General features: G+C 67.8%; 10 protein-coding genes and 2 pseudogenes. 3 read left to right on the plus strand and 9 right to left on the minus strand.

Annotated elements, in window-relative coordinates:
• Positions 1–30 precede the first annotated feature (30 nt).
• Positions 31–702: pseudogene (locus tag ACFYXC_RS33730) on the plus strand (IS5 family transposase); the annotation flags it as partial.
• 61 nt (positions 703–763) lie between these two features.
• Here ACFYXC_RS33730 and ACFYXC_RS33735 read toward each other — a convergent pair.
• From ACFYXC_RS33735 to ACFYXC_RS33750, 4 genes and pseudogenes are all read right to left on the minus strand, one after another.
• Complete coding sequence (locus ACFYXC_RS33735; RefSeq protein WP_389556008.1) at positions 764–1,633, minus strand: IS5 family transposase; 870 nt, start codon at positions 1,631–1,633, stop codon at positions 764–766.
• Between the two features lie 233 nt (positions 1,634–1,866).
• Positions 1,867–2,337 carry a nitroreductase/quinone reductase family protein gene (locus tag ACFYXC_RS33740; protein ID WP_389556010.1) on the minus strand — a complete coding sequence of 157 codons (471 nt, stop codon included), beginning with the start codon at positions 2,335–2,337 and terminating at the stop codon, positions 1,867–1,869.
• 116 nt (positions 2,338–2,453) lie between these two features.
• A pseudogene (locus tag ACFYXC_RS33745) lies at positions 2,454–3,911 on the minus strand (GMC oxidoreductase); the annotation flags it as partial.
• A 9-nt stretch (positions 3,912–3,920) separates the two neighbouring features.
• Positions 3,921–4,250 (minus strand): hypothetical protein, encoded by a 330-nt coding sequence (locus ACFYXC_RS33750; RefSeq protein ID WP_389556011.1) that lies wholly within the window; start codon positions 4,248–4,250, stop codon positions 3,921–3,923.
• A gap of 221 nt (positions 4,251–4,471) precedes the next feature.
• On the opposite strand from ACFYXC_RS33750, the gene ACFYXC_RS33755 reads away from it, so the two are divergent.
• A complete protein-coding gene (locus ACFYXC_RS33755) occupies positions 4,472–5,854 on the plus strand; it encodes a cytochrome P450 (protein ID WP_389556013.1) in 1,383 nt (460 codons plus the stop codon).
• A 301-nt stretch (positions 5,855–6,155) separates the two neighbouring features.
• Here ACFYXC_RS33755 and ACFYXC_RS33760 read toward each other — a convergent pair whose 3' ends face one another.
• From ACFYXC_RS33760 to ACFYXC_RS33775, 4 genes are all read right to left on the minus strand, one after another.
• Positions 6,156–6,755: a hypothetical protein gene (locus ACFYXC_RS33760; protein WP_389556014.1), complete on the minus strand. Its 600-nt coding sequence runs from the start codon at positions 6,753–6,755 to the stop codon at positions 6,156–6,158.
• 228 nt (positions 6,756–6,983) lie between these two features.
• Positions 6,984–8,783, minus strand: coding sequence for a polyprenyl diphosphate synthase (gene uppS, locus ACFYXC_RS33765; protein WP_389556016.1), 1,800 nt, complete (start codon positions 8,781–8,783; stop codon positions 6,984–6,986).
• Entirely contained in the window at positions 8,735–9,574 is an 840-nt protein-coding gene (locus tag ACFYXC_RS33770) for an ABC transporter permease (RefSeq protein ID WP_389556017.1), read from the minus strand. The genes uppS and ACFYXC_RS33770 overlap by 49 nt, the downstream gene beginning before the upstream one ends.
• Complete coding sequence (locus ACFYXC_RS33775) at positions 9,571–10,176, minus strand: ABC transporter ATP-binding protein (RefSeq protein ID WP_389556019.1); 606 nt, start codon at positions 10,174–10,176, stop codon at positions 9,571–9,573. The genes ACFYXC_RS33770 and ACFYXC_RS33775 overlap by 4 nt, the downstream gene beginning before the upstream one ends.
• A 761-nt stretch (positions 10,177–10,937) precedes the next feature.
• Here ACFYXC_RS33775 and ACFYXC_RS33780 point away from each other — a divergent pair.
• Complete coding sequence (locus tag ACFYXC_RS33780; protein ID WP_389556020.1) at positions 10,938–11,402, plus strand: hypothetical protein; 465 nt, start codon at positions 10,938–10,940, stop codon at positions 11,400–11,402.
• A gap of 371 nt (positions 11,403–11,773) precedes the next feature.
• Here ACFYXC_RS33780 and ACFYXC_RS33785 read toward each other — a convergent pair whose 3' ends face one another.
• Positions 11,774–11,986, minus strand: coding sequence for a cold-shock protein (locus tag ACFYXC_RS33785; RefSeq protein WP_389556022.1), 213 nt, complete (start codon positions 11,984–11,986; stop codon positions 11,774–11,776).
• Positions 11,987–12,083: the final 97 nt, after the last annotated feature.

A 12,083-nucleotide genomic window follows, 5' to 3' on the forward strand; every position in this document is an offset into this window, starting at 1 on the left:
CAACTGGGGATCTAACTCCGTACGCCGACAACCGGAATCCCCTGGAAATACCTCCCGCACGACTTCCCCGGCCACGGTACCGTCTACTTCTACTACGCCGCCTGGCGCGACGAGGGAATCTTCACCCAGCTCAATTACGACCTCACCGCCCTGGCCCGCGTGAAGGAGGGGCGCAAGCCCGAGCCGACTGGCTCCGTCATCGACACCCAGAGCGTCAAGACCTCCATCAACGTACCCCTGAACAGCCAGGGAACGGACGCCGCGAAGAAGATCGTGGGCCGCAAGCGCGGCATCCTGACCGACACGATCGGCTTCATCCTCACCGTGACCGTTGCCAGCGCCGGCCTCTCCGAGAACGCCATGGGAATACGCCTCCTCGACCAGGCGAAAGCGACCTACCCAACCATCGCGAAAAGCTGGGTCGACACCGGCTTCAAGAACGCCGTGGTCGAGCACGGAGCCCGCCTCGGCATCGACGTCGAAGTCGTCAACAGAAACCCAGAAAAGCGCGGCTTCCACGTCGTGAAAAAACGCTGGGTAGTGGAGCGGAGTATCGGTTGGATCATGATGCACCGCCGTCTCGCCCGCGACTACGAGACGCTCACGGCCAGCTCCGAGGCGATGATCCACATCGCCTCGATCGACAACCTCGCCAAGCGCTTAACGGACGAGACCACGCCAACCTGGCGAGGAAACTACTAGGGCATACAGGGCAATACGCCTAGATCAAATGCCCTCTAAGAGGTCGTTTTATCCTGTTGTTTCATCCCGGAATCTGCTGTTTGGTCTGCCGTGTCGGGTCGCGCCAGGAGACGGTGTTCTCGCCGGTGAGGCGACGGGCCATGAGGTCCGTCATGGCAATGTGAATCATGGCCTCGGAGCGGACGGGCAGGGTTTCGTAGTCGCGGACCAGACGGCGGTGGAGCATGAGCCAACCGTAGGTCCGTTCGACCGCCCACCGCTTGGGGATCGGGGAGAATCCCCTGGTCCCGGGCTGGCGTTGCGTGATTTCCATGTCGATGCCGAGGCCGGCGGCGTGCTCGACGAGGTGCTGGCGGTAGCCACCATCAACCCACACCTTGCGGATGCGGGGATGCTCGACGGCGACCTGGTCCAGGAGCTGGGTGCCGGCGATGGAGTCCTGCACGCTTGCCGCGGTGACCAGCACGGCCAGCAGGAGGCCGATCGTGTCGGTGACGATGCTCCGCTTTCGTCCGACGATCTTCTTCCCGGCGTCGATGCCCTGGCCGGAGGCGGGCACGCTGGTGGAGGTCTTCACGCTCTGCGCGTCGATCACGCAGCCCGACGGCTGGGCCTCCCGGCCTTCCTTTTGCCGTAAGAGTTGCCTGAGCAGGCCGTTGAGCTGGGCGAACACGCCTTCCTGCTGCCATCTGGCGAAGTAGCCGTAGACCGTGTTCCAGTGTGGGAAGTCGTGCGGGAGGTAGCGCCACTGCACCCCGGTCCGGTCCACGTACAAGATCGCGTCCATGATGTCGCGCAGGTCGTGTTCCGGCGGCCGGCCGAAGTCCAGAGCTCGGCCGCGGCGCTCAAAACGCCAGGCCGCCAGGACCGGCTCAACCAACTCCCAGCGGGCATCGGACAGGTCACTCGGATACGGGCGCCGCTTCGACATGCTTCCGGCGTACCGCCACGAACCGAATGCGCCCAGTCGCACGCCACCGGCGGTCGAAGCACACAACCTCGAAGACCGGGCATCTTGGGATAAGACAGGAGTACGGTGTCTTCTGTCCCATCCGCAACCTCTCACGACCCACCGATAACAACGACCCCCGCTACCTCGCCTGTGCCACCACCTACTGCTTACAGAATCGCCTGATAAGCGGACGCCATAGGCGAAAACGACCTCTAAGGCCGGGGTGTGAGGTGGAAGATGCGGATGTCGCGGGTGGCGCGGGCGGCGTAGACGTCGTAGACGGGGAGGGCGGCGAGGATGCGGTGACGGTGGGTCGCCTTTTCCTCTGGGCTCAGCAGCCGGGCGGTTACGTCGTGGGAGTGCCTGCCGGTGGTAATCCTGGCGGTGGGGGTGTGGAGGAGGTTGGTGCTCCAGGCGGGGTGGCGGGGTTTGCCGAAGTTGCTGGCGATGACGAGCCAGCTGCCGTCGGGGCTGTGGTGGGCGCACAGGGGGGTGGTGCGGGTTGTGCCGGTGCGGTGACCGGTGGTGTGGAGGATGACGGTGGTGATGAACAGGCGGCTGGGGAGCAGACGGCCGCGGGTGAGGCGGTGGACGGCGAGGTCGCAGGCCGGCAGGAGGTGGGGGGCGATGCGGGTGAAGAGGCGGGTGCGGCCGAGACGAACGATGAGCGGGTGGTTTGGCAAGGGAGGGTCGGTGCTTTCAGTGGGGGCAGGGGGCGGCAGGGGTCGTCCTGGTGCGGTCGGAGGTCGCGGGTGCCGGCCGGGGGCCAGGCGGCGAGGGCTCGTTCGGCCATGGCGGTGATGGTCAGCGACGGGTTGTGTCCCAGGTTTCCCGGGATCGCGGAGGCGTCGGTGACGTACAGGGTCGGGTAGCCGTGCACGCGGTGGTAGGGGTCGACAACGCTGCGCGCGGGATCTGTGCCGAGGGGACAGCCACCCATCAGATGTGCGGTGATCGGCACCCGGAGCAGTGTTGTCCACAGGCGGCGGGCGCGACCACCGATAGCCGCCGCATATGTCTGCGTGACAGTTTCCGCGGCGGGGCTGCGGACGGGTTCCGGGCGGGCGGTGCCGGGGCGGAAAATGAGCCGTCTGCCGAAGGGCCTGGGCCGGTAGTGGCTGGTGAGGGCGGAGTTCCGCAGTTCCATGGTGAACAGCAGTGCGGTGCGTCGGCCGAAGCTGCGCAACGGCAGGGGGAAGGGCCGGATCGCTGCGGCGAGGGGGTGTGTGCCGGGGCCGACGCGGCACAGCTGCAGGAGGGTGATGGGGGTGGGGCGCATGGCGGAGGTGATGGCGGGGCCGGGGCCGGTGTCGAGGCCGGGTGCGGTGGCGGCGGTGATCACTTCGCGGTTGGTGCAGGTCCTGGTGCCCAGGGCGGGCGAGAGTAGGGGCAGGTGGGGCCGGGAGCGGTGGAGGAGTTCGGTGGTGCCCCAGGCGCCGGCGGCCAGTACCACCTGGCCGGCTGTCAGGACCTCGCGTCTGCGGCGCGGGATTCCGTGGTCGAGCACGGTACGCAGGGTCTGGACCTGCCAGGTTCCGTCCGGCTGCGGGTGCAGGGCGACGGCGGTGGTCAGCGGACGGATTTTGACGCCCGCGCGTTCGGCCAGGTGGAGATAGTTCTTGGTCAGGGTGTTCTTCGCACCGGTGGGGCAGCCGCTGGTGCACTGCCCGCACTGGGTGCAGCCCTTCCTGGCGGGCCCCTGTCCGGCGAAGTACGGGTCACCGGCCGACTGACCAGGGGTCCCGAAGTGGATGCCGACCCGGGTGGGGTGGAAGGTCGCTCCCATGCCGAGCTCGACGGCGGTCTGTCGCAGCAGCAGGTCCCCTGCTGACGTCCCGGGGACGGTCGTTGTTCCGAGCATGCGCTCGGCCTCGTCGTAGTGCGGGGCCAGTTCGGCGGCCCAGTCGACCGCCGGATCCCAGCCCTCCGCACCGAATGCCTGAGGGGCGGGGCGGTAGTGGACTGCGGCGTAGGCCAGTGATCCTCCGCCGACTCCCACTCCGGTCAGCGCCAGGAGCCGGCGCCGCAGATGAACCCGTATGATGCCGCGCAGCCCCAACCGGGGAGCCCACAGCAGACGCCGAATTTGCCAGGGTGAGGTGGCCAAGTCCTCATCGGCGAAGCGGCATCCGGCCTCGATGACAGTGACGCCGTAACCCTTCTCGGCCAGGCGCAGCGCTGCAACGCTGCCGCCGAAACCCGAGCCGACCACCAGAACGTCCAGTGCGGCAACTGCGGTGGTCGAGGGCTTGGGCATGCTGAAGCCCTATCCGGTAGGGGAATCGTGACGGCTGCACCGCTCTGCCGGCCGCTCGTCGCAAGGGACGCTGCATGGGCCGGTGCCGGGCCGGGATCCGGTAGCAAGGACAGCTAGGCCGGAACCGCCCACGCTGCCGTCATGCAGGCAATACATGCGGTCCAGGCGGGAGGCATCGTAGGCGAGGTGGGACACGACCAGCGCTGAGCAGATGCAGTTCCGCAGGTTCTGGGACAGGCAGAAGCGCAGGTAGGTCTCCCAGTCGAAGTCGGTGCTTCTACTCGCGCCGTTCTCGCCGACGATGCCTGCCAACTGTCCCGGGGGCAGGTCGAAGTTCACTCCTTGGAGTACCTTCCGGCGGCGGTAGCTCTTGTGCACCTTCCCTACGCGCAGGATCAGTTCGCTCCCGCTCATCACTGTCCTTGCAGGCCCGCGACGGAGTAACGCCGCAGCGCAGCGGGCGACAAGGTTGACGGGGCAGGACAAGGAGGGTTCATCACGCAGGGCACACTATGCGTAACCTTCTGTGAAGGTCCATTTGGCGTCAACGACGAGGACCCATGACCAGCCCAGTCGCCACCCACCCCGTTCCCACAGCTCCGGGCGCGCTGCCGTTGATCGGCCACGGACACCACATGCTGTTCAGACCGCTGACCTTCACCGCCTCGCTCTACAAACACGGCCCCGTCGTACGCATGCTGAGCCCCGGGCCTGATACCTACATGGTCACCTCGCCCGAACTGATCCACCGCGTCCTGGTGACCGAAACGCGCGACTACGCCAAGGGCCGCATGACGCAAGGGATCGGGTCACAGTTCGGTCTCAGCGTGGGGATGGACATGCAGTTCGAGGGACTGACGCTCTTCGAGTCCCACCGCCGCCACCGCCGCACCGTCCAGTCCGGATTCCACCGGCACCGCATCGCAGCTCAGATCCCCACCGTCCGCGAAGCAACCGAAGAGCAGACCGCACGCTGGCAGCCCGGGCAGAGCGTGCGAGTGGGCCAGGAACTGGGACGGCTGGCCTGCACGGTCAACGCCCGCACCCTCTGCGGCGAGGGACCGACCGCCCAGGCGGTGGCCGACGCCCTGGCCGACCTCCTCCCACAGATCACCCGCGGGCTGTACTGGCGCCTGGCCCTGCCCCGCGTGGCCACCCTCCCCCATGTGCCGGGCACCGGGGCCTTTAACAGGGCAAGAGCCCGCCTGCAGAAGGCGATCACCGCTGCGATCGAGGCCCGCCGCGCCTCCGGTGACCAGAACACCCCCGACGTCCTGTCCCAGCTCCTGGCCGCCCGCTACGCCGACACCGACGAGCCCCTGGAAGACGTCCAAGTCGTCCGCGAGGTCACCTTCTATCTCTTCGCCGCAGTCCACGGCATCAGTGACGCCCTGCCCCACGCCTTCCACGAACTGGCCCTCAACCCGGATGTCGAGCAGCGCCTCCATGACGAGCTCGACACCGTCCTTGACGGGCGCCCCGTCCAACCCCAGGACCTGCCCCGCCTGGACTACGCGCGGCGTGTCCTGCAGGAAGTGCTGCGCCTGTACCCGCCGGTGTGGATCCTCGCGCGCCGCACCCTCGTCCCCGTCCAGCTCGGCGACGCCCACCTCCCGGCCGGCGCCGAAATCGCCTTAAGCGCCTACCAACTGCAGCGCAACCCCCAGGTGTACGCCGACCCGGAGGTCTTCGACCCCGACCGCTGGCTGCCCGAGCGCGCCAGAACCCTCGCCCCCTCTTCCTACCTCGCTCTGGGAACGGGGCCGCGCAAATGCATCGGCGACAACCTCGCCATGACACACATGCTGGCCGCCCTGGCCACCATCAGCGCCCAATGGCGGCTGCGCCCCCGGCCCGGTCGACGAATCCGCCGGCCGACGCCCCGCATCTTCCTCTCCCCCGGCCCCCTGCCGATGACCCTGGAACAGCGCAGCCGGCCATGACTCGACGCAACGACCAGGTCATTCCCCTGCCCGTACGATCCTGGCCGCGCCGGACCTCACGGCAGAGCTCTTGGCCCTCACCGACCGGCAGCCACCGGAAGGCGAGGGCCGGTGAGCGGTGCCGCCGGCGGTCCGCACCCGCTCATCCCTGCCGGACTCCCGGCCGGGATGAGCGGGTGCGAGCGCCGACCTGCTGCGGCTGACGCGCATGTTCGGCATCACCGAATAGACCGCCATGCATTGCGCAGGTGTTTTCCGCGCCGGTGGCCAGCCCTTCGCCAGGTCTCGCTTCCCTGGGCGTTTACCAGCCTGCCTTGGCGGTGTTGTAGGACGTGCGGCAGGCGGGCTCGGCGGCCGTGGTGGAGAGCTTGGTCATGACGTCCTTCCAGACCTTCTTGGCCAGGGTCTGCTGTGCCGCGTACGCGGCGGGGAACTCCGGGGCGTGCTTCTTGATCGTCGCGAGGGTGGATACGGCCCACTTGTTGCAGGCGGGAGCGGCGGCGTTGCGGTAGCGGTTGTCGAGTTCGGTGGTCACAGCGGGGCCGTTGGCGACGGCCCACTTGTTCCAGGCCGCGCACGCGGGCTCGGTGAGCAGGGCCTGCTCTTCCTCGCTCAGGTTGCCCAGGGCGGCCAGAGCGGCGTTCCACGGCTCGTCGGGAATGGCGTAGTGGGTGGTGGGGAACTTGTCTCCGGTTTTGAAGATCGCCTCCTGGCAGGCGGGCGGCAGCGGGGCCGCCTGCAGGCGCGCGTCCTTGGTCAGGAACTGAGAGGTGTCCAGAACATGGCCGGACTGGGCGCTGGCCCCCGTGGAGGTCATGGCGAGGGAGCATGCGCCCAGGAGAGCCGCGGAGAGGACCGTTGCGGCAACGGCGGGGCGCTTGAGGATACGGGTGGGGTTCATAGCGGTCAGCAGGCTCCTTTGTGGGAAGGACAGAGCGAGCGCCGGCCCAATACAGACCACTGCTCTGTCGGAGAACGGCCGCCGCTCTTCACAGGACACGGAAGATCACCCGGAAGAGGAAGGCCCGGTCACTGCGGGTGCCTTCTGGGGCGCTCCGGAGTACTGCCGCTGGTGACGTTCTCCGCGGCAGTGCTGATCAGCACCCATGTGGGCCAGGGAGGCGTGCTTCTAGGGGTGGCTTGCAACGTGGGCGTCGTGGTTGTGTTCCGCGGGCTGCGACGCAGGGACCGCGCCGTAGCGGCGGGCGCGGTGGGTGTACTGGGTCATGGCCTGCCACAGGTCGCGGCGGTCGACGTCCGGCCAGAGTTTGTCCGAGAAGAGGATCTCGGCGTAGGCGGTGTGCCAGGGCAGGAAGTTGGAGATGCGGTGCTCGCCGCCGGTACGCCACAGCAGGTCGACGTCGGGCAGGTCACTTAGGAGCAGGTGGGAGCGCAGCAGATGTTCCGAGACCCTGGTTGCGTCGAGGTGGCCGGCGCGTGCGTCGCTGACCAGGGAGTCGGCGCCTTGGGTGAGTTCGTTGCGGCCGCCGTAGTTGAGGCAGACCGTCAGGTTGAGACCGGTGCGGTCCTTGGTGGCCTGCTCATTGCTGCGCATCAGGTCGACGAATTCGCCTGGCAGGCCGTCAGGGGCCCCGGCCCAACGCACCCGCACGTCGTGGCGGAGGAGTTCCCCGGACAGTAGTTGTTCCCGTGCACACGTCAGCACGTGGTCGACTTCCTCCCGCGGGCGCTTCTCCAGGTTCTCGGTGGACAGCAGGTACACGGTCAGGTGAGGCAGTCCGATCTCCAGCGCGCCGTGCACGACATCGACCAGCGTGTCCCCGCCGGTCTTGTGTCCGTCGCTGCGCGTGAGGCCGCGTGCGGTGGCCCAGCGGCCGTTGCCGTCCATGATGATCGCGACGTGCCGGGGCATCCGCTCGGCACGGAGCTGCGGAGGGCGGGCCCCACTGTGATGGGGTCGAGGTGGCAGAAGTTCGGAGGATGCCGCTCGGTGTGCCGGGAGGATCGCGGGGGCTGGTGGGGCCGTGGTGGGGAATGCGGGGAGAGGGAAGAGGCGCCAGGCCGCGGCCGCCAGGAGACGCGCCTGGCTGGCGGTGCGCCAACGTGCGAGCTGGGACGGGCGCACCACGGTGTGGTGCAGGAGCGCGGGTCCGGCTTTTTCGGCGGCGCGCAGGCGGGCGTGGTAGAGGCTGCAGCCCGTACGCAGCATGACGGCGGGGCCGGGGGGCAGGCTGCCCCAGATCTGAGGCTGGTCCAGCCAGCTTCGGGCCTGGCGGAGGTGGCTGGTGATCAGCGCCTGGACTTGCGGGGTCCATCGGCGCTGCAGGAGGTCTTCCTCGGTTACGCCGAAGCGCTGCAGTTCCTCTGCGGGAAACCTGATGTCGTTCTGGTCGAGGTCCTCGGCGAGGTCGGTCAGGGAGTCGGTGAGGAACAGGCCGTCGGACAGGCGCTGGTAGGCATCCAGGCGGGTGAGGTGGAGAGGGATGTCGAGGCCGGCGTGCCGCATCATCGTCAGGCACTGCTCGAGGAAGGGCAGGTAGCTGTTCCGGCTCCTGGTCCGCCACTCCTGCCACGGCGCCGCGATCGGGGCGGACCGCAGGGCGTCCAGGTGGTAGGCCGCGAAGGTGGCGTCCAGCTTGCGCATGTCGAGGTTCCATTGGCGGGCGGCGTGGACCAGCGCCTGGCGGGCCGGGTCCTTGCTGGTGCCGCGCAGCAGATCGATCGCCAGGGCGTCCTGCCACGCTTGCAGGCGCTCGGAACCGTTGCCCTCGCTGATATCCGCCAGGTCATCGGTGATGCTGATGGCGGCCAGCACGGCCCAGCACGCCGGGCGCAGCATCGAGGGCATCAACAGCGAGGCCAGGAAGTCATCGGCCCTGGTGGACCGCACATAGTCACGGCAGACCGCGTAGGCGGCCTTCAGTTCCGGATCGTCGATTCCGGCCCGCGCGCAGTCGGCAGCGAACACGGTGCTCCTTGGATAGAGGGCGGGGACTGGCCGGTCACCGCGGACCGGGTGCGCCAGCGAAAGACGAGGAGACCCAAGGCAGCGGTGCCGGTGAACCACGCCACCTGAACGCCCAGGCAGCTGAGGACCACGGAGTGGGAGAAGCCGGCGGCCGAGGCGGACTGCATGGCGCCGTAGGAGGGCAGCAGGCGCACCGTGGCGTTGTCGGCCCCCTTGCTGGCGATGGGGTTCTGCAGGGCGAGGTCGATGACGCTGATCATCACAATGAGGAAGACGCCCTCCAGCTCCCGGCGCACCACCGTGCCCAGGACCACGCCGACGGCCCCGTAGGTCATCGCGGCGCTGAACAGCGAAAGGGCCAGCACGCCGGGCTGACGGGGCGACCAGTACACGCACATGACGGCCGTGGCGTAGCCGCTGACCACAGCCGAGGCCAAAATCAGGGAGGCGACCTTCGCCAGCAGGAGCTGGGGGCGGGGGTAGCCGGCCATGGCCAGCCGCCGGTCGAAGGTGCCCGAGCTGAAGGTGGCCGAGAACATCGCGAAGCCGACGATCAGCGTCACCGCGTTCAACGCGCCGCTGATCTGCGTGAGCTCATTGCCGGCCGCGATGAGGCTCTGACCGGTGGCCCAGAGCCTGAACGACACCCGCACATCCACGATCATGAACTGCCCCAGCGAGATCCACAGGGGCACGAACAGGATCACCAGCGCCATGGCCACCTGGTTGCGCACCTGCTCGATCACCGCGAACCGAGTGGCAAGGACGAACCGCGCCAGGGAAGGGCTCACGAGGCCACCACCGCCCCGGCGCGCAGCACGCCTTCCTCCAGACGCCACAGGACGTCCAACCGATCGACATCGTAAGCGAGATGCGAGACCACCAGCACGGACTGACCGGCACCACGCAACTGGGCGGCCAACTCCCAAAAATGCAGATAAGTTTCCCAGTCGAAGCCCTGGTAGGGCTCGTCCAGCAGCAATACATCCGGATCGTGCATCAGCGCCAGGGCCAGATTGAGCTTTTGCCGAGTTCCTCCGCTGAGCACCCCGATCCGCTCCTTAGCGAACTCGCGAAAGCGCAGCGCCTCCATGATTTCCTCTGCCCGGCGCAGGTCGGGCAGCGAGTAAGCGGCCTTGAACAGCTCAAGATGCTGGTAAACGGTGAACGCATCGTTGAGCACCACCTGCTGCGGGCAGTACCCGAACCGTCCCTCGTGCCGCACCACCCCACGGTCGGGCCGCAGCTCACCGGCGAGAATCTTCAACAGCGTGGACTTCCCCGCACCGTTCTCCCCCACGATGCCGACCAGCGCGCCCCGCGGCAGCTCGACGTCCACCCCACGCAACACCGCCCGGCTGCCGTAGGCGTGATGGATACCTGCCACCTTCATCAACGCCCCCTGTGATCAACCCCGTCTCCCACCAAGAACGCCGCAGACAGCCAATGGTCACTCTCCTGTCCGCAGCCGGCGGCGAGTGTGGTGAGGGCGGCGCGTTCGCGGTCGACACTCGGGAATCGACGAACCCGGGCGCTTCCAACCGCACCAAAGACGCGTCACCGCACTCAAGCAGCAGAACGTTATGCCGGTTCTGCCACTCCTTGGTCGGTCCACGACATGCCCGCACGCCGGCCGGGGCCACGGCGCAGCAGCGGCAGGCCATCCATCAGGTGCAGCCCAGCAGAACCTGGAACGAGACCGTCACCACCCATGAGGCGGTTCTGGAGGGAACGCTAGAAGCCCGGCTGGGCGTCCCCAGCCGGGCCTTGTGATTTGTGCGACCGTCCTCGCCGGCAAGACGGCCGAGTCTTGCGAGACCGCCGTCCCAGGGTCCGGGGTCCGTCTAGGTGCACGGCTATTGCGGCCAGCCCACAGTCTCGACTCACTGTTCAGCGTTCCATATTGGCGTCGCGTGCTCCAGAGGACTTCCGACGCAGAGCCGGAAGTCCTCCTCCGTGACAGGTTTCTTCGACCAGTCGGTGCGAGGCCCTCGAGAGATCATCCGCAAGAGCGGACGGCCGCCACGAGGGTGGTGCACGAGGGGTGGACCGAGTACCTGCTAGGGGTCCTTGAAACGATCGTTAGTCCAGGTCAGGGCAAGATCGAACAGAGGTCGCATCGAGCGGCGTGATCCGTCCATTTAAAGTGATCGCATGGACATGCGGAGAATCGTCGCGGTGCTGGCCGAGGAAGCTGAACGCCAGCTCCAAGACCAGGTGTGGAAACTGGAGCCAGGCGACCGCGCGCTCGTTCTGCAGACCGAGGCCCGCCTGCGCGACACAGTCGGCCCGCAGGACCTCCAGGAGGCACTGCCGCAGATCAAGCGCCTCGAACACCTGCGGGAAACTCTTGCCGTCCTGGCCATCTCCCTGGCACGCACACACGGCCGCCTGGCCTGGTTCCTCTCCGGCGCCCTCAACGCGCTCGAACCGGTCCTGCGCTGGCGCGCCCTGCCATCTGACGGCGGCGGCACCTTCGGCACCGTCCTGCCCAGCCCTGAGGACTACACACAGGCAGAAGACGCCGCCCGCCGACTTCAGGACGCCCTCGCGCAGATCGCCTCCGAACCGGCTGACCCCGTCCGCGCCCACCCACCTCAGCAAGCAGACAAAGCTTGAACTCCTGTCCCGGTCCTGGAACTGCTGGACTATTCGCCAAGCGTCACACCGGTGCGGCCTGCCCTCACCGCACACAGGCGTGAACCTGCGCTCCCGGAACTCCACACCGGCCCCCGCTCAGTCCCCCTGACTCCCCTTCCACGCCGGGCCTGGTCCGACGTGTGGGGCGCGGAGGCGGGAGCCGACGCGTGACCGGCGGGACGACGCCCTGACTTCCGAGGCCCGCCCACGCACCCGCTTGCCCGTCCCTTTCCCTTCTTCTTCCGGGCCGGCGTGCTGTTCGACGTCGTCCGCGTCCGACCGCTCGGCCGGTGTGACTGAGTGTCGCAGGTGGCGAGTTCGCCAGCTGCGGCACTCAGTCCATAAGCCATCTACTCCGGGCGGACCTGCGCCGCCTGCATGCCCTTCTGCCCACGCTCGGCGACAAACGAGACCATCTGGCCTTCCTTCAGGGACTTGAAGCCGTCGGACTCGATGGCCTTGAAGTGCACGAAGAGGTCGTCACCGCCCCCAGTAGGGGTAATGAACCCGAACCCCTTCTCATCGTTGAACCACTTCACCGTGCCGGTCTGCCGGTCGGACATGTCCACTCCAAAGGTCGTGTGGCGACCCAGCGCCGCCAAACGGATCGTGGCATGTGGATGCCAGGTCGCGTTCCGAACCTTGCCCAAGAGCTACGCC

It is taken from the genome of Streptomyces sp. NPDC002701, from assembly GCF_042889045.1.
Lineage (GTDB): Bacteria > Actinomycetota > Actinomycetes > Streptomycetales > Streptomycetaceae > Streptomyces.

Bases quoted from the DNA above. Each gene is read 5' to 3' on its own strand.
- ACFYXC_RS33735 (WP_389556008.1), bottom strand. From the start codon at position 1,633: ATGTCGAAGCGGCGCCCGTATCCGAGTGACCTGTCCGATGCCCGCTGG.
- ACFYXC_RS33755 (WP_389556013.1), top strand. From the start codon at position 4,472: ATGACCAGCCCAGTCGCCACCCACCCCGTTCCCACAGCTCCGGGCGCG.
- ACFYXC_RS33760 (WP_389556014.1), bottom strand. From the start codon at position 6,755: ATGAACCCCACCCGTATCCTCAAGCGCCCCGCCGTTGCCGCAACGGTC.
- ACFYXC_RS33775 (WP_389556019.1), bottom strand. From the start codon at position 10,176: ATGAAGGTGGCAGGTATCCATCACGCCTACGGCAGCCGGGCGGTGTTG.
- ACFYXC_RS33780 (WP_389556020.1), top strand. From the start codon at position 10,938: ATGGACATGCGGAGAATCGTCGCGGTGCTGGCCGAGGAAGCTGAACGC.
- ACFYXC_RS33785 (WP_389556022.1), bottom strand. From the start codon at position 11,986: ATGTCCGACCGGCAGACCGGCACGGTGAAGTGGTTCAACGATGAGAAG.